This window comes from Rhizobium sp. M1, from assembly GCF_002531805.1.
In the GTDB taxonomy this organism is placed as follows: Bacteria; Pseudomonadota; Alphaproteobacteria; order Rhizobiales; family Rhizobiaceae; genus Rhizobium; species Rhizobium etli_C.
Genome location: NZ_NWSW01000067.1, coordinates 1 through 16,004, shown reverse-complemented (window position 1 = coordinate 16,004; position 16,004 = coordinate 1). Strand labels below are relative to the sequence as shown.

Annotated in this window: 13 protein-coding genes and 4 pseudogenes; 12 read left to right on the top strand and 5 right to left on the bottom strand. The window is 58.6% G+C overall.

What is annotated here, in order from left to right; translation table 11 throughout:
• Nucleotides 1-309 (top strand): annotated as a pseudogene (locus tag CO655_RS32105) (hypothetical protein); the annotation flags it as partial.
• A 1,181-nt stretch (nucleotides 310-1,490) separates the two neighbouring features.
• On the opposite strand, the pseudogene CO655_RS32090 reads toward CO655_RS32105, so the two are convergent.
• Nucleotides 1,491-1,881 (bottom strand): annotated as a pseudogene (locus tag CO655_RS32090) (IS3 family transposase); the annotation flags it as partial.
• A gap of 126 nt (nucleotides 1,882-2,007) precedes the next feature.
• Here CO655_RS32090 and tssA point away from each other — a divergent pair.
• The 7 genes and pseudogenes from tssA to tssG all read left to right on the top strand — a co-directional run.
• Nucleotides 2,008-3,000: a type VI secretion system protein TssA gene (gene tssA / locus CO655_RS32085; RefSeq protein WP_004680423.1), complete on the top strand. Its 993-nt coding sequence runs from the start codon at nucleotides 2,008-2,010 to the stop codon at nucleotides 2,998-3,000.
• 35 nt (nucleotides 3,001-3,035) lie between these two features.
• Entirely contained in the window at nucleotides 3,036-3,590 is a 555-nt protein-coding gene (tssB, locus tag CO655_RS32080; RefSeq protein ID WP_016737476.1) for a type VI secretion system contractile sheath small subunit, read from the top strand.
• 2 nt (nucleotides 3,591-3,592) lie between these two features.
• Nucleotides 3,593-5,080, top strand: a complete 1,488-nt coding sequence (tssC, locus tag CO655_RS32075) for a type VI secretion system contractile sheath large subunit (RefSeq protein ID WP_004680425.1) — start codon at nucleotides 3,593-3,595, stop codon at nucleotides 5,078-5,080.
• A 115-nt stretch (nucleotides 5,081-5,195) separates the two neighbouring features.
• Nucleotides 5,196-5,729 (top strand): type VI secretion system tube protein Hcp, encoded by a 534-nt coding sequence (locus CO655_RS32070; protein WP_097667894.1) that lies wholly within the window; start codon nucleotides 5,196-5,198, stop codon nucleotides 5,727-5,729.
• 86 nt (nucleotides 5,730-5,815) lie between these two features.
• Nucleotides 5,816-6,322 (top strand): type VI secretion system baseplate subunit TssE, encoded by a 507-nt coding sequence (gene tssE / locus CO655_RS32065; protein WP_097667893.1) that lies wholly within the window; start codon nucleotides 5,816-5,818, stop codon nucleotides 6,320-6,322.
• A complete protein-coding gene (gene tssF / locus CO655_RS32060; RefSeq protein ID WP_097667892.1) occupies nucleotides 6,322-8,208 on the top strand; it encodes a type VI secretion system baseplate subunit TssF in 1,887 nt (628 codons plus the stop codon). The genes tssE and tssF overlap by 1 nt, the downstream gene beginning before the upstream one ends.
• A pseudogene (gene tssG, locus CO655_RS32055) lies at nucleotides 8,172-9,143 on the top strand (type VI secretion system baseplate subunit TssG); the annotation flags it as partial. The gene tssF and the pseudogene tssG, both read left to right, overlap by 37 nt.
• A gap of 105 nt (nucleotides 9,144-9,248) precedes the next feature.
• Here tssG and CO655_RS34820 read toward each other — a convergent pair.
• Nucleotides 9,249-9,386, bottom strand: a pseudogene (locus CO655_RS34820) (CoA ester lyase); the annotation flags it as partial.
• A gap of 549 nt (nucleotides 9,387-9,935) precedes the next feature.
• Between CO655_RS34820 and tssI the strand changes: the two are divergent.
• Nucleotides 9,936-11,963, top strand: coding sequence for a type VI secretion system tip protein TssI/VgrG (tssI, locus tag CO655_RS32050; RefSeq protein WP_004680430.1), 2,028 nt, complete (start codon nucleotides 9,936-9,938; stop codon nucleotides 11,961-11,963).
• Between the two features lie 456 nt (nucleotides 11,964-12,419).
• On the opposite strand, the gene CO655_RS34735 is transcribed toward tssI, so the two are convergent.
• Nucleotides 12,420-12,548: a hypothetical protein gene (locus CO655_RS34735; protein ID WP_010068000.1), complete on the bottom strand. Its 129-nt coding sequence runs from the start codon at nucleotides 12,546-12,548 to the stop codon at nucleotides 12,420-12,422.
• 130 nt (nucleotides 12,549-12,678) lie between these two features.
• Between CO655_RS34735 and CO655_RS32045 the strand changes: the two genes are divergently transcribed.
• The 3 genes from CO655_RS32045 (at nucleotide 12,679) to CO655_RS32035 (ending at nucleotide 14,769) form a co-directional block, all read left to right on the top strand.
• Nucleotides 12,679-13,650: a hypothetical protein gene (locus CO655_RS32045; RefSeq protein ID WP_004680431.1), complete on the top strand. Its 972-nt coding sequence runs from the start codon at nucleotides 12,679-12,681 to the stop codon at nucleotides 13,648-13,650.
• A gap of 526 nt (nucleotides 13,651-14,176) precedes the next feature.
• Nucleotides 14,177-14,482 carry a hypothetical protein gene (locus CO655_RS32040; protein WP_004680432.1) on the top strand — a complete coding sequence of 102 codons (306 nt, stop codon included), beginning with the start codon at nucleotides 14,177-14,179 and terminating at the stop codon, nucleotides 14,480-14,482.
• Between the two features lie 23 nt (nucleotides 14,483-14,505).
• Nucleotides 14,506-14,769 (top strand): hypothetical protein, encoded by a 264-nt coding sequence (locus tag CO655_RS32035; RefSeq protein WP_016737473.1) that lies wholly within the window; start codon nucleotides 14,506-14,508, stop codon nucleotides 14,767-14,769.
• 341 nt (nucleotides 14,770-15,110) lie between these two features.
• Here CO655_RS32035 and CO655_RS32025 read toward each other — a convergent pair whose 3' ends face one another.
• The gene (locus tag CO655_RS32025) at nucleotides 15,111-15,410 is read right to left on the bottom strand and encodes a hypothetical protein (RefSeq protein WP_016737472.1); all 300 of its coding nucleotides are present in this window, start codon (nucleotides 15,408-15,410) and stop codon (nucleotides 15,111-15,113) included.
• 263 nt (nucleotides 15,411-15,673) lie between these two features.
• Nucleotides 15,674-16,004 (bottom strand): phasin (locus CO655_RS32020; protein WP_097667890.1); only part of this gene is annotated, 331 nt, incomplete at its 5' end.

Below are 16,004 nucleotides of genomic sequence, written 5' to 3'. Positions count from 1 at the left end.
GGCGTGGCGTGGGCGGACGCGCTGAAGGCGGCCCATCCCGATCTCAGCGCCGCCGATGCCGCCATAGTCGTGGGTGCCGTAAGGCGCGATATCGCCGTGAGGACGGCGTTCCAGACGGTGTCGGCCCAGGACCAGGCGAGGCTGGACGAAATCGCTAGGCAGACACCGCAGCTGCCGGGGCAGAGCAAGGGGGCGTGGGCGGACGCGCTGAAGGCGGCCCATCCCGATCTCAGCGCCGCCGATGCCGCCATAATCGTGGGTGCCTCGAAGAAACGGATAGCCAGGAGGGCAGCGTTCAAGGTGATATAGGACGGCTCATGACTCATCACCACATTCCCTAGGAACTGCACCATCATGTGCGTTGGTTGTCCACCACGGGATTGCATGAGCATGTGAGAGCGCCGAATTTTTCTTCAGTCTGGAGGCCAATACCTGGCTCGAGATCGATATTTAGGGGCACGACGGCCGGCGCATTCCGGCTGACTAACACGCCGAGAGCGACCTCGTCTTCGACGGTCGGGAGCGCAGAATGTCGGCTCGCATGCCGCTGCGACCATCAGCCCGCTCCTCGCAAGATTGGCGCCAAGGCCGCCGTCGAACGATGGCGACGAGGCAAGTTTTTCCAAAACTTTCTTTAGCATAGAGGTAGAAGGATCGCTACAGCGGGGTTGCAGTGCGCGGGCGGCTAGGGTGACTAAGTGCGTGCACTCCACGACCGTCAAACGGGGTCGGTGTCCGTCAATTCGAAATCGCAGGGATCTGCACGAGAGACCGCGTGGTTGCCCTGCACGACTAATGGAAGCAGGGTCGACAGTCACGTTGGGATGCGGTAGGTGCGCGATAGAACGGGGGATTGGCGGCGGGACTCGATTCTTTTTAGAAGATCACGCAAAGCCGCATCACACCCATTGTCAAAAGTAAATACCGCGACGATGGTTATTAACCTTCGACTTCCGTCGAAAACGGCAATGGCGCTCACGAAGGAGGCCGGCCGCTGCGAAACCCCGCCATCTCCGCACCCCACTCCTTCGCTCCAACTGGGAGCAAAATGAATGAGGCAACGTGCGAATCTCGGGGAGCATCGTTACATGCGGTCAATACGGATCTCATCCAGATTGTCGCCCTATATGCCTCGTGCGGCGGTCCGGCGGAGCGCAGGAGATATAATGCCGTTGAAGTGCTCGAGCCGTTCTACCACTGACGCCGGGTCGCTGCACGCGCGATGGCGCCGACACCCCCAAGAGCGATCGCCGAGGACGCCATCCACCTTATGCAGCAACTGGCGCGGAGGCGGCCGCGCGAAGACTTCGTAGTTGGAGGCCTTCAGGCTCACGTTTGCAACGGTACTCCGCAGGTTGCCCTTTGCAACGACTGCCCGACGATGTTAATTCAATCTGGCTGAGCTTGTACCGTCAAGTTTATCCAGTTTGGGGTTCGCTCCAGCGGTGGGTTGCGCATCTGCGGCGGCATCGGCGGGTTTAGGTGCGGAGACCATTCCGGCTGCGCAGCACTGCATCACGTCGCGGGTTGCCGATCTGGGCGAACTCTGCAGGGTTAGTTAGCCGAGGCCAGAGTGCTTGGCTTGCCACGCTCCTCGATAACCCGATCCAGTCCACAGGCGACCGCAGGCCGGAGAGCGAAGTATCGGCGACGAGAGTCCGGCTTTCCTCACGACCATCAGAAGCCTGAACCCGCGCCAACGATCATTGGCAGCCAGCGGGATCAACACCAACGCTTGCCTTTCGCTCGTTTCCGGCCACGGCGCTTGCGCATCGTGAGCTTCTCCTCCCGATGGACCCGGAAGAGCTTCTTGTTGTTCACAAGGTGTCCCTCGCGCCTGAGCAGCACATAGCTGCGTCAAGATCCGAAGCGGCGGCATTCACGCCCCAAGCATTCACGACATATACGAATGTCGATTGTGCATGAGCAATCGCGTCTGCTCATTGCTAAACATTGAGAAACAGAGGCGCGACGATCTTTTATGTCGGGAAAACTGGGATTTGGGTCATGCTCGATGCAGATCATCTATTAAAACCGATCAGCGACGGCAACGCATGCGGGGATGCTCTCGATTACGATTTGAGCTTCCTGGAGCTGGAGATAGCGTCGCATGGCAAGCCGCACCAGCAGATAGGCGACTCCATCGCCACCGAGGAGGCTCCCGATTGGACAGAGGTGTGGCGGCTTGGCCTCGACCTTTCTGCCCGCACTAAGGATCTAAGAGTCGGAATCTTGCTCACACGATCCGCCCTCAGTCAGTTCGGCTTCTCTGGTCTAAGTCGGGGGCTTGAGCTGCTCGCGGCCTATGTCGAGCTCTACTGGTCAGAGCTACATCCGCGACCGGATCCAGAAGATGACGAAGATCAGACCGTTCGCCTCAACGCTCTAGCGAGCCTCTGCGATCTCTCCGGGCTCTTGGCAGAAATACGCCAAGTCCCACTCACCTCCTCCAGGCAATTCGGGACTTTCACGCTCCGCGATTGGGCTGGTGCGCTACGGTCCCAATCTACGGAAATTGATCGTTCGACCATCGAGCACGCCTTCATCGACACCGATCCACTGCAGCTCGAGCAGATCAGCACTGGTCTCCACGCCAGCCTGGCAGCCGCCACCCATCTAGACGCGAGTGTTCGGCAGCACGTCGCGAGTGACGAGGCCGTTCGATTCGACCCTCTGATAGTGCTACTCACCCAGGCCAAGGATCTGGTCGACGCCCATCGGAAAAGGGCCCAGCCTGCAGCCCCGGCATCTCCATTGCCAGACTCTAGCAAGGCCTCTTACCCCGAAGTGATCCGCAACCGCGATGACGTTGTCGAAATTCTTGGCCGCATTTGCCACTGGTACCAGGTGAATGAGCCCGCGAGCCCGCTGCCAGCCCTCCTGGAGCGCGCGCAGCGACTTGTCTCGAAGGACTTCATGGCTCTTATCAAAGAGTTGGCGCCAGAAGGGGTTGCCCAATACCGTTCGATTGCCGGTCTGGCGGTCGGCGAGGGCACGTGACGTGCGCAATCTTCCCTATCAGGAGAGTGGAACACATGACAAAGGCGAGTAGTCAAAAGTTCATCGCGCGGGTTCGTCCGCCTCGCGTACAGATCGAATACGACGTCGAGACCTATGGCTCTCAGAAGAAGGTTCAGCTTCCCTTCGTGGTCGGCGTGATGTCCGACCTCGCCGGCAATGCTGCCGAGCCGCTTGCCCCTGTCGCGGAGCGCAAGATGATGGAGATCGATATCGACAATTTCGATGATCGGCTCAGATCGCTGAGGCCCAGGGTGGTGATGCGGGTGCCGAACCTATTGACCGGAGAAGGCCAACTCGCTGTCGACTTGACGTTCGAGCGGCTCGAAGATTTCTCGCCGGCGGCCGTGGCGCGCAAGGTCGACAGCCTTAGCAGGCTGCTCGAGGCGCGAACGGAGCTCTCCAATCTGCTGGCCTATATGGACGGTAAGAACGGTGCCGAAGAGTTGCTCACCCACTTCCTCGCGGATTCGGCACTGCTAAGCGCCCTCGGCAATGGCATCGAGACTGAGAAGCCTGATGCATTGGTTGCCGCTCCGCCATTGCCATCCCCAGACACAGAGGAGAACTGATCATGATGCCTGCAGATGCCACAGATGTACAGGTCGCCACCGTTGATCTCGGCGATTTCACCCGCATGCTTCGATTCGAGTTCAAGATCCGCTCGGACCACTCCCGTGACTTGGTGGAGAGTGCCGTCCGAACACTGGCCGAGCAGGCACTTCAAAACACGTCGCTAATCAGCGACGATGTCGTCACGACTATCCAAGCAATGATTGCTTCGATCGACCAGAAGCTTTCTGCACAACTCAACGAGATCCTCCATCACGAAAATTTCCAGCGCGTGGAATCAGCTTGGCGGGGCTTGCATCACCTTGCCATCAACACCGAAACCGATGAAACGTTGAAGATTCGCGTTCTCCCAGTTTCAAAGGTGGAGATGTCCCGAACTCTGCGGAAATATAAGGGTGTCACCTGGGATCAGAGTCCGCTATTCAAAAAAATTTACGAAGACGAATACGGCCAAATCGGCGGTGAACCCTATGGCTGCCTGATTGCCGACTACTATTTCGACCATACCCCACCGGACGTAGAGTTGCTTTCGGGACTGGCGCAGATCGCGGCGGCGAGCCACTCACCGCTTATATCTGCCGTCTCACCACATCTGCTGCAGATGGATTCTTGGCGTGAGCTTGCGAACCCGCGTGACATCACAAAAATCTTCCTCACGCCCGAACATGCCCCTTGGCGGGCGTTCCGCGAGAGCGAGAACTCTCGGTACGTGGCCCTGACCTTACCACGCACCCTTGGCCGGCTGCCCTACGGGGCCAAAACCAACCCGGTCGATGAATTCGCCTTCGAGGAGGACACAGACGGCGGCGACAGCGAGAAATACCTTTGGACGAACGCAGCCTACGCCATGGGCGTAAATATCACGCGCTCGTTCAAGCTCTATGGCTGGCTCTCCAGAATTCGTGGCGTCGAATCCGGCGGCCTGGTCGAGGGTCTGCCGGTACATACCTTCCGCAGCGACGACGGTGGCGTCGACCTAAAATGCCCCACTGAGATCGCGATCAGCGACCGCCGTGAGGCCGAACTGTCCAAAAACGGTCTTCTACCGCTGTTGCACCGCAAAAACACGGACCTCGGCGTATTTATTGGCGCTCAAACTATTAACAAGCCGGTCAAATACGAAGACCCCGACGCGTCAGCGAACGCCGAACTCAGTGCACGGCTACCCTACATCTTCGCAACCTGCCGCTTCGCACATTATTTGAAGTGTATGGTCCGGGACAAGATTGGCACGTTCAAGGAGCGCCACGAGGTCGAGGAGTGGCTCAACCAATGGATTCAGGGCTATGTCCACCCCTCGCCCGAGCTTGGGAGCGAAGAGAGTAAGGCACAGCAGCCGCTCTCCTCAGCCGAGGTCAAGGTGGAAGAGGTCGAAGATAATCCCGGATATTACGTTGCGAGATTTTACATGCGGCCACACTACCAGCTCGAAGGCCTAACCATCTCTTTGAGACTTGTCTCGCGCCTGCCATCCGCCCGCAAGGACTGAGAAAACCCGCAGATGATTGTGCTCCGTTCTCGGCGCCAAAATTCCGGAATAGCTGCCCTGGGCTGGCCGATGCAATCCAGGCCCAATCAGATCAACGAGATAAGGAAAGTCCATCATGGCGTTCGACGCAGTTATAAAGTTCACGCAAGCGTCCAAGGACGGCATCATGCCCAAGGGCGAATCTATCATTCTAAAGGACGGTATCACCCTAGCGGACGAATGGAGCTTTTCACTCGAAAACAAGCTGAACATTGGGCCTCATACCGCCGGGGCGGGCGCGGGCAAGGCCGAATTCGAGGTCTTCACTATCAAGAAGCAGGTGGATACGTCATCGCCCTCTCTGTACGTTGCCTGTGGTCGCGGCGCCCACTTCAATAACGTCGAACTGAAACTTTTCAAAGCGACGGGGAGCGGACAAGCTACATCAGAATCGAACCTGTTCTTGCACTGGAGTTTCAACATGCTGGTAGTCGAGAAGGTCGAGTGGTCCTATGCGGAAGAGGCCCCCGAGGAGACGATCACATTCCGGTTCGGCGCCTGCAAGGTCATTTATTACAGGCAGGATGAAAAAGGCGCTCTTACCAAAGCCGGCGAGGGCATCTGGAACCAAATCGCGAACAGCACCGACTTCAATAGGCTCGTCGGCTGATGGGGCCATCGGCAACCCGGGAATATTCGGGGCTGCGCGCGAAAACGACGGATCGACTCGTCGCTATTGCACCTGGAGATTGTAACATGGGCAGAGATGTTAAGCGGGATCTCGTGCAACCATCCCTCCTGGACCGGCTTACGGACGATGAGCCGCGCAGCTCGTGTGAAGCGCAGGACAAGCGCAGCTTCTCTGTTCGCCAACTGGAAGAGGTGATTCTACGCGATGTTTCCTGGTTGTTGAACACCAATCAATTGGGTGCAACCGTAGATCTACAAGCGTACCCTCACGTAGCGGCCAGTGCACTTAATTATGGTGCCTGGCCTCTCAGCGGACAAATTCGCGAAGGGATGGATAAGAGCGCATTGCGCGAAGCGATAATCGAGAGCCTTCAGCGCTTTGAGCCGCGTCTCTTACCGGACACCCTGAAGGTCACGGTCCTGGACGATGGTCAGGGTTGCGGCACTTTTCGCTTTAGGATCGAAGCCGATCTGTGGGCGCAGCCCTTGCCGGTGCGAATGGTGATGCGTACGGAGGTAGATTCCGAGCTCAAATCCGCCCGCGTCCTTCATCTCGGTACAGAGATAAGCTGATGGATCCCCGGCTCCTGCGACTGTACAACGACGAACTTGCTTATATGCGCGAGATGGGGGCCGAGTTCGCCCGCGCATTCCCGAAGGTCGCCACCCGGCTCGGGATGGAATCAGCGGAGGTCGCCGACCCCTACGTCGAGCGGCTTCTGGAAGGCTTCGCTTTCATGGCGGCGCGGGTGCAATTGAAGCTTCAGTCTCGCTTTCCGGAATTCACCCAGCACCTCCTGGAGATGGTTTATCCGCATTTTCTACCGCCGCTCCCGTCGATGACGATCGTGCGCTTCGAGCCCGACCAGGAGGCCGGACGACTTGAAAATGGATACCTCGTGCCGGGGGGAACCAAGCTTTTGGGCCGTCTTGCTCCCGGCGCCGTCACACATTGCGAGTTCCGCACGGCCCATGATGTGCATCTCTGGCCAATTGTGGTGAGCGCCGCCGATTATTTTTCGACGCCGGGGCAGATCGCCGCACTGGATCTTCCGGCCCGGCAAGATGCGAAGGCTGCTTTACGACTACGCCTTCGCACCACCAATGGCATGCCGTTCAATAGACTCGGACTAGAGGCTCTCACACTGCACCTAACAGGCCCCGGTGGAATCGGCGCCGCACTCGCCGAACAGCTTCTCGGTGACGCATGCAATATCATAGCCCGTCCGGTCGGCCGGCCTATCCCTTGGCAGGAAAAGATTCCGGTTCATGCGCTGCAGCAACGCGGTTTGGAGCCGAGCTGTGCTCTCCTGCCCGAGGTGCCACGCTCTTTCGACGGATACCGTCTCCTACAGGAGTATTTCGCCCTCGCGGAGCGGACGTTGTTCGTCGAGGTTAGCGGGCTGGCAGACGCAGTAGCCCTGTCAACTGCCGAGACCCTTGAGATCGTCTTCGCACTCAGACGTGTCGAGCCACGGCTGGAACGACAGCTCGGACCCCAAAATATCGTTCTCTTCGCAACGCCCGCGATTAATCTGTTCGAACGCCAGGCAGATCTCGTCCACGTCAGCGACAAGAACACGGAGCATCATGTGATTGTTGACAGGATGAGGCCGCTCGACTTTGAGGTCCACTCGATCCTCGAGATGAGCGGAGACGGGGCGAAAAACGAAGCGGCTCCCGTGAGGTTCTACCCGTTCTATAGCATCAGCGCGCACGGTCAGGAGGAGGAGCATTCCAGATACTACGCGATCCGCCGGGAGCAGCGCCTCATGTCGGAGCACCAGCGTCTAAATGGCGCGCGGACTGGCTACATCGGCAGCGAAACGTTCGTTTCTCTAGTTGATCGCCAGGCGGCTCCCTATTCGGCGGAAATCCGGCATTTGTCTGTAAACTGCCTGTGCTCGAACCGGGATCTGGCGCTGCTGCTGCCGATCGGCCGGGACGAGACAGACTTCACCCTGGAAATCGGCGCTCCAGTTACCGCCACCCGGTGCGTATCGCCCCCGAGCCGACCGCGCCACTCCTTCGCCAATGGCGATATCACCTGGCGATTAATTAGCCATCTTTCATTGAACTACCTCTCGATCAGCAATTCCGATAGGAACGACCACCGTGGCGCAGAAGCGCTGCGTGAACTACTCCGTCTCTACGTCGATCCAGTGAATGCCTTCGCCTCACGGCAGATCGACGGGATCCGGGAGATCCGGTCCAGGCCTGCGGTCAGGCGATTGTCCAGCGGTGGACAAGCCGCCGTAGCACGTGGGATTGAGATTGGTATCACCCTGGACGAAGCGGCCTTCGAAGGCGTTGGCATCTTTCCGCTCGCCTCCGTGCTCAACCAGTTCTTCGCAAAATACGTATCCATCAACAGCTTCACCGAGATGGTCGTCTCGACGCTACAGCGCGGGGAGGTAATGCGATGGCCGACGATGGCCGGCCGCCGGGCGATCCTTTGATTTCGGGCGCACTCGGCGACTTCCTAGGCTCGCTTAGGGCCGAGCCGCATGCCTGCGACTTCTTCCAGGCTCTGCGGCGGATCGATGCAATCTGCTCAGATCGGCCTCGGCTGGGAGAATCGAGCAGTCCCAGCCTGGATCGCGTGCGGATCGCCCAGCAACCCTCCCTCGCATTTCCGACTCGATCGATCGCGGGCGTGACTGCGCACGAGGAGAACGATCCCGTAATCTCGACCTATGCCTTCGGCTTGTTTGGACCCCACGGTCCCCTCCCATTGCATCTGACGGAGTACGCCCTTCTCCGGCAGCACAACGCCGCGGATGAGACGCTTATCCGATTTGCTGATACCTTTCATCATCGAATGGCCTCGTTCTTCTTCCGCGCATGGGCGGAGGGCGAACCGACCGTGAGCTATGACAGGCCACAAGAAGATCGATTTGCCCTTCAGCTCGGCGCGCTAGCCGGCTTCGGGATGACCTCCCTGCGCGCGCGGGATGCTATGCCTGATCTGGCCAAACTCCACTTCACCGGCCGTCTCGCCTCACACACCCGCAACGCCGAGGGGCTCGCTGCCATCCTCGCCAGCTTCGTCGAGGCGCCGGTTGATATCCGTGAATTTGTCCCAAAGTGGGTGGATCTGCCCCGCATATCGCTCTGCCTCCTGGGCCGCGACCCGGCCACGGGCACGCTGAACAGCAACGCTATTGCAGGTGCGAGGGTCAGAGTGTGGCACCATCGGTTCCGACTCATTGTGGGTCCCCTCAGCCTGGCTCATTACGAATCGCTTCTGCCCGCAGCTCCCGGCCTTAAGTCGATAGCGGAGATCATCTGCAACTACCTTGGAGATGAACTTGACTGGGAGATTAACCTCGTTCTCCGTCAGGAGCAGGTCCCGGAAGTGCAGTTGGGTCGCTGCGGCAGACTCGGATGGTCCAGTTGGATGGGCAAGCGGAAAACGCGCCAGCACGCCGATGACTTGACAACTACCCCGACTGACCGGGGCCCACCGGCTGCCGCATGGCACTCTCCTGAAACGGACATCCATGATGCGGCGGGCCCGCTCGACCTTCTTTTCGGGCGGGGAGAAGATCTCCTTGGCGAGATCGATCTGGAACGGGTGAATGGCCCACGTAACCTCGATACCAAGTGCGGCGGCGCGGCGGGCGGCGGCTTGGAAGGCCCGTTATGACAAGCATCGGAAGCTCGACTCTCTTCAGTAAGCTCAACGCAAACTGCAATGGGACCGCCAAGGCCCTTTGCAAAATTCGCCGTGACGCCTCTTTGGAACGTTATCGCCATTTTGACGCCCTTGAGGCTTCAGCAGCGGAGAGGCCTATCGAGCCGACGATCGCGGCGAAACTCGACCACCGTGGTTGTCCGCTCGGGCGCTGCGCCCTGGGCCTGGTTGAATCTTCCAGGAGACACGTCGTCGCTAGCACCGCCGGAATCCGCCAACTCATCGATGTTACAAGGCCGCATGGCGAGATTTGGGTGGGATTTAGCGTGGGTGAGTTCCAAGAGACCCACACGCTTTCTTCACCCCGCCCTCCCCCGCTTGGCTCTGACGATGCGGGCCAGCAAGACATCTTGGCTGAGCAACGGTCGGCGATTTCGATGCACGAAATAAACGCTTTTCGGCATCTTCGCCGATGGCTTCGGCAGCATCCTACTCACGCCATCGGGCGCAACCGCGCCTTCTCATCAAATCTGCGGAACACACACCACCATGGTCGAGTCAAGAATCGAGAGTCTCTTAAGGCACAATCGTTTTGTTGCGGTCACTTCGGCCGCGTCCGAGTTGAATGAAATCTCTCTCCGGCGGCTCAGTGGCACCGAGCGGCTGGGGGAACCTTTCCTCTACGAGGTGAAGCTCGCCAGCCGCAATCCAGTTCAGAACTTTGCTACGATCCCCGGTCAAAACCTGACAATCGGCCTTAAGCTCAAGGACTCGCAAACCCGCTTCTTCAACGGTGTTGTTACGCGCTTCCAATATCTCGGCCTCGACGATACCGAGCACCTCAACTACGTGGCGCAGGTGCGGCCGTGGATTTCATTGCTCGAGCATCGCTCTAACAGTCGGGTCTTTCAGAACAAGACGAGCATCGAGATCATCACCACGATTTTTCGAGAACATAAAGGCAATTTCAAGAATCAGACCGCCCGACGGTTCCCACAGCGCCCATATTGCGTCCAGTACGATGAAACGGATCTGGCCTTCGTCAGCCGCCTCATGGAGCAGGACGGCATCTACTACTATTTTGAACATGCTGAGGACCAACATGACCTGGTGCTGGTCGACAACGCCGCGAGTCACATGGCCTGCACGCCTGAGATCGTAGAGACCCACCACAATCTCAGGCCTGCCCGAAGTCTTTACCAAGAAGATGTCATCCTGCATTGGGACGAGGTCGTATCGCTACAGCCGAACAAGGTCGTTCTCAGGGACTATGACCATGAGAAGCCGATGGCAGAACTGACGTCTGTCGCGCGTGTTCCTCCCGTGAGGACAGGCGGCATTCCGCCATGCAAGCTCACGGGAAGCGCCATCACCCGACCGCGGGAGAGCGTGGCGGTCAGAACGGGCGAGACCTCGTCGGCAAGCAGCGGCTGCACGGCAATGCGGGAGGTCTTCGAGTATCCAGGCCAGTATACAAAAAAAAGCGATGGCGATTTCTACGCCACCATCCGTGCCGAGGAACTCGCCTGCAACGCTTATCGCGCGCGGATCGAAAGCACTGCGCGCCAGATAACGACCGGGTCATTATTCAAGGCGGCAAATCCCTTCTACTACGGCCAGGTCGGTTCCCGCCCGAAACCCACCGATCGCTTTCTGGCAGTCGGACAGGACTTCACTGTCATCGGTGAGGTGGGGGACGATCTCACTGCGGACACCGTGGGGGGGAAGGGCGAGCGGTTCCTCTATCACAGCAACGTAGAGATTATCCCCGCGACCACCCAGTACCGACCGAGGCGCCGCACACCGGCGCGGTTGATTCACGGACCGCAGACGGCCGTCGTCGTGGGCCCCGAGGGCGAGTCGATCGCGACGGATAAGTACGGCCGTGTGAAGGTTCAGTTCTTCTGGGACCGAGAAGGCGGAAAGAACGAGAACAGCTCCTGCTGGATTCGGGTGGCCCAGAACTTCGCTGGTAAGGGTTTTGGCAACCTGGTCGTCCCACGGATCGGCCATGAGGTCGTGGTTGATTTCATCCACGGCAATCCCGACACGCCCCTGGTGACCGGCGTCGTATACAATGGCTCAAATCTGCCGCCTGAAACCCTGCCGACCGACAAAACGCGGTCGACCTTCCGGACGCATACCGATGGCGGCGCCGCTAATGCCTACAATGAACTGCGCTTTGAGGACAAGCAGGGCCGTGAGGAGGTCTATTTGAAGGCCCAGAAGAATCATACCGTCGAGGTCGGGAATATCTACAGCATCGACGTCAAGAGACACTTCCTCCTGACCTCGGGCGGCGCCGCGCCCGACTCCCCTGCCGCAGCGGCCTTAGGTAGCCGCGTCGAGGTAACACCCGACAAGATCCGCCTTGTAGTATCGGGCAGAACCGGCCCGCAGGCCATCGAAATCAGCGGCGATGGGATCGCCATTATCGGCACGATGATTGGCGTTATGGCAACGCCTCCGCGGCTCGGGTCCATCGTCTCCATGCCGCCGCCGACACCGGGTCCACCCACGCCGTCGATAATGAAGCTTATTGCGACACTCGGGCTGCCGCCTGTTACGCCCGAGTGACACGATGTCAAGGTGAACTGGTTCTGGGCCTCGGCTGTCCGGAAGTCGTTGCCTTTAAGTCGGCAGGGCCCTGCAGGCGTAGAGAAAAAGCGTAACGGCTTCGGCGTCGTAAGCTGACCTACCAAATCAACGTGACACTGCGAGATTGCCCGAAAATGAGGAAAGGTTATCGCGCGTGAGCGTTTGTTCCGGGAACTTGCGCCTCAGTTAGATGGAGTTGCCACGCGAAATCGGCCGCAAGCGGCTCCAAATGCGTCTGGTTTAGGTCTCCACCAAGCTGAAACTGGTGGATGAAATACCTTTATCACTCGGCGTCACGAAATTGCGATCAGGGCGCGGGCGGCGCAAAAATCAGCGTTCTCGATCTGGGCGTTACAGCGCTGCTTTGCAGGGCGGGCTCTCGCCTCGAAGCGCTTCTGGCGGAGCGTGGCCGCCTCGAGCAGCAGTCGAAGCCTTTCACCATGCTCGAAGGTGTCTCGCTTCTATTTGCGTTTCGAGTTCCTGATAGGCGCTGGCCATGCCTGTCAGGCCGAGTTTGCGCAGCATGTCAATGGTGGGATTGTTCAACGTCGCGATAAAAATCATGCGCTGTCCAGCTCGAGGGAGGACGCTGGCCATGCCCCCGAAGCATAACGGGATACGAATTTGGTATTGGAAGGAAAGGTCGCGACGGAAGTAACATCAGCAGTGACGCAATGACCTAAGGAACGACGCAATGTACGGCAGAAGGCAGGGGGGTGTTGGCAATAGTTCCGAACAAGGCGGTGAAGACACCTTTAACTGGGTTGAAGGCTTGACTGGCTCCTCGTCCGGCGAAGCGGCACTGAAAGAAATTTTACTGGCCTGGGCGGAAGACGGGCAGCAGGAGCAGGACGAGGACCGGCACGAGGCAATGGCACGGATCGAGGCCTGGACGGAAACCCGCAATTTTCGTGCCCCCCTGAACTTAACATCGCTGTCCCTAACGGCACTGCCCCCCACCTTACCGGCCGGCCTCCAGCGGCTCAACGCCAATGACAACCGGTTGGGCAGGCTGCCCAACAACCTCCCGCCCGGTCTGCGAAAGCTCTCTGCCTGCGACAACCAGCTGACCACGCTGCCTGAGGTTCTTCCGGACATGCTCGAGACGCTCTACGTCGACGGCAACCGGCTGACCAGATTGCCGAACGAGCTTCCTTCCGGACTAAAGTATCTCTACGTCAACCACAACCGGCTGACCAGTTTGCCCGATAACCTGCCGCCTGAGCTCAGGGAGCTTCATGTCACCCGCAACGAAATCGCGCACCTGCCGGAGAATCTCCCCCTCGAATTGACGGATCTCCGCGCCGAACTCAATAATATAATTCGCCTGCCCGAGCGCCTTCCTGCAAAGCTCACGAGGCTCGAAGTCCCTCACAATGAACTGACTAGCCTACCCGAGGACCTCCCGGCCACCCTAAAGTGGCTCAGCACCGACAGTAATGAACTGACCCACCTGCCCCCTAACCTGCCGAGGGGGCTGGAGGAGCTTAGCGTTCGTGGAAACAACCTGAGAGGACTTGGCGACGGGCGAACTGCACTGCCGTACATTCTGTCGCAGCTTCCGCCTCATTGCAAAGTGTACCTGAATAACAATCCGCTGCCAGATCGACTGCGGGCGCACCTGAGCGCGCAAAGCGGGACGAGCCTTCCGCAGATCTTTTTGTGATGCTGCCTGACAAACGGGCCAAACTAGGTCCCTGCGTTTTGAGTAAAAGGCCTTTTGCCGAAGCCATGGCGGTGGGGTGCAGGCCAGGTATGACGCGTGCGGATCAAAAACAATGAGTTTGCAGGTTTATGCCGCTCGCCGGAATATGTTGAGTTGTGGAAGCAACAGACGTCTCACTGAAGACTATGGCCGGAAAGCCCAGGCTCGGCACTTGTGTCCTTCGGGCGACCTTGCATGCGAGCCAGTTCGTACAAAGGATTACCCGCTATCGCGTACCAGGAGGTGCGACGCGTACGGCCTAGAGGCATTGCCGCCGGTTGGAACGTTCGGAAGCTGGACCCAGATTTCAACAGGCCTCAAGCGCATCCACCATTTCCACATGGTCCACCCCCAGCATCGCGTATTCGTTGATCTAACTACCCGAGACTCCAGCCTACGGGCCTATTTGCATTCGTCGGCGATCGACGACTCTGTCGCCTATTAGTTGAAATAGAGTTTTCGTGGCGAGCCAGCAGAGGAACAGCCCATGGATGAGAAAAACAGCCCCATTGTTTGCATCTCGGGTGTAGACGAACGAAAGCTCGGCGCCGCTCTAATCGCGGTCCAATCGGCATTTAGTGTCGCGATTGCGGAACTATCGAAGCTTCACAAAGGGAACAGTCCTCAGTGGTTCGAAGACCTGGAGGAGGTGGTAATCGCTAACGCAAAAGGCACAGTCACCGAGGGCATCTCGCTGGATGTCGAGGTGGAAAGCCTCAAATTCGGCATCGACGTCCTTCGGGCGATCTTAGATGTCAGCCGCGTTGAGCTAGGCTTTGCAGCAAAGGAATAACCTTTCGCCCAAACGAGGTCTCGATGCTATTGGCGCCGGAGATGTTCGATGCACACTCGAACCTTCGCATGAGTACCGCGCTCGTCGCCAAAGTCGCCCGCATCGTCACCAAATGGTATGGCCGTCCGACAAACCAGGAGGTCTTGCCGCAGATGATCGACGATACGACCTATGCATGGCGCACCGGCGTTTTTGAGGCAACGCGCGTTTTCCATGCGGAAGACCCGGGCGGACCAACCTTCATCGGGGGCAATTTGCGCAAGCCGGACTCCCATGGAAGACAATAACTTGTCGGACGCTGGGCGCACGAGACTGAGGGACTCAGCGTTGAAGATGTGCCGACAAGCTCGGCATTAGCGATGCACCCTGTATAGCGGGCAGCGACCGCCTTGCCATGCTTGAAGATGCCCTGAGCCGACACGCCCACAGTTGATAAAGATGTCGACTCAGTACCGCCGGCCGCTCCTCACCTTCTACCTTGCTGAGCCGCCAGCCATTGCGGCTCGTGGCAAGGATTTTTCGGACTCTTCCCGAGAATATGCACAACGCGACGCAGCGCTTGTCGACCCGCTGTTTCGTGAAGTTCGCGCTCGCCAGGAAATGGTGCGTGATGAGTCCTTTGTAAGAGTCACCCTTGCGCCGGCAGTCCGAGACCTCCCCGTTCATCTGGTTCGTCGTCTGGAATCGCAATCGATCGATGATCGACCTCCGCCCCTTCGTCGCAGGGATACACATCAAGTGGATTTGACCTGGACAGCGACCGCTCGCGCTGGAGCGCCGAATACCGGCGGCGCATTTCACCGGACGCAATCGACCCTGCCGTCCAAAGAGCGACCAGTTCCATGAAACCCGGGTCTTCATCGATCCGGATTCCTCGCGCCTTCCAACGCGCGATGACCCGCTCGGCTATGTCCCTGCGTGAATCCATTACCACTTCCCTGCCCCCTGCCCCCTGCCGCCTACGCGGTTAGATACCAAGATGGTGGGTTCTTCGCCAGTTCAAACCGTCCAATATGTCACGCCGGCCGCCCGCGATCCGTTTTCAGGAGCTTGTTAGCTGGAGCTATCGAGATCGCAGGACACACTTTCCAGCTCTCTCCCGACCTGATGGTCCCCGTCACCATCTTTTCCGTCCATGAATAAGGTAGGCCGCCCCCGATCAGTCCAGGCGATTTAAGTGCGAGTCCGCTTTTACGTCGCCTTGAGGTCCGTCAGCACCTTGTCAAAAGCATCCTTGACCGGCTTTGAGATTTCCTCCACCGCCCTGCTTGAGAGCACCCGGACTTCCTTGGCGTGCTGCAAACTTGTCTCAACCCGCTTGCGGAAAAAGGTCGACTGCTGTTCGAGGATCTGCGACGGCGAATTCGCGCCCAGCAAAGCTTGCAAATGTGAGAAGCTCGCCTCGGCGTCGTCCTGCAGTGCAGCGATCGTCATCCACCACAATTCGTTGCCGAATAGACTTGTCGTTTCGAGGATCGGAGGCAGCATTTTCTGTGTCGCTTCAGCGCCGGACGCAAATTTC

What these genes read in the sequence shown, in the direction of transcription:
- tssI (WP_004680430.1), top strand. Translation starts at nt 9,936, where the DNA reads ATGGTCGAGTCAAGAATCGAGAGTCTCTTAAGGCACAATCGTTTTGTT.
- CO655_RS32035 (WP_016737473.1), top strand. Translation starts at nt 14,506, where the DNA reads ATGCTATTGGCGCCGGAGATGTTCGATGCACACTCGAACCTTCGCATG.
- CO655_RS32045 (WP_004680431.1), top strand. Translation starts at nt 12,679, where the DNA reads ATGTACGGCAGAAGGCAGGGGGGTGTTGGCAATAGTTCCGAACAAGGC.
- CO655_RS32040 (WP_004680432.1), top strand. Translation starts at nt 14,177, where the DNA reads ATGGATGAGAAAAACAGCCCCATTGTTTGCATCTCGGGTGTAGACGAA.
- CO655_RS32070 (WP_097667894.1), top strand. Translation starts at nt 5,196, where the DNA reads ATGGCGTTCGACGCAGTTATAAAGTTCACGCAAGCGTCCAAGGACGGC.
- tssE (WP_097667893.1), top strand. Translation starts at nt 5,816, where the DNA reads ATGGGCAGAGATGTTAAGCGGGATCTCGTGCAACCATCCCTCCTGGAC.
- tssF (WP_097667892.1), top strand. Translation starts at nt 6,322, where the DNA reads ATGGATCCCCGGCTCCTGCGACTGTACAACGACGAACTTGCTTATATG.
- CO655_RS34735 (WP_010068000.1), bottom strand. Translation starts at nt 12,548, where the DNA reads ATGATTTTTATCGCGACGTTGAACAATCCCACCATTGACATGCTGCGC.
- tssC (WP_004680425.1), top strand. Translation starts at nt 3,593, where the DNA reads ATGATGCCTGCAGATGCCACAGATGTACAGGTCGCCACCGTTGATCTC.
- tssB (WP_016737476.1), top strand. Translation starts at nt 3,036, where the DNA reads ATGACAAAGGCGAGTAGTCAAAAGTTCATCGCGCGGGTTCGTCCGCCT.
- tssA (WP_004680423.1), top strand. Translation starts at nt 2,008, where the DNA reads ATGCTCGATGCAGATCATCTATTAAAACCGATCAGCGACGGCAACGCA.
- CO655_RS32025 (WP_016737472.1), bottom strand. Translation starts at nt 15,410, where the DNA reads ATGGATTCACGCAGGGACATAGCCGAGCGGGTCATCGCGCGTTGGAAG.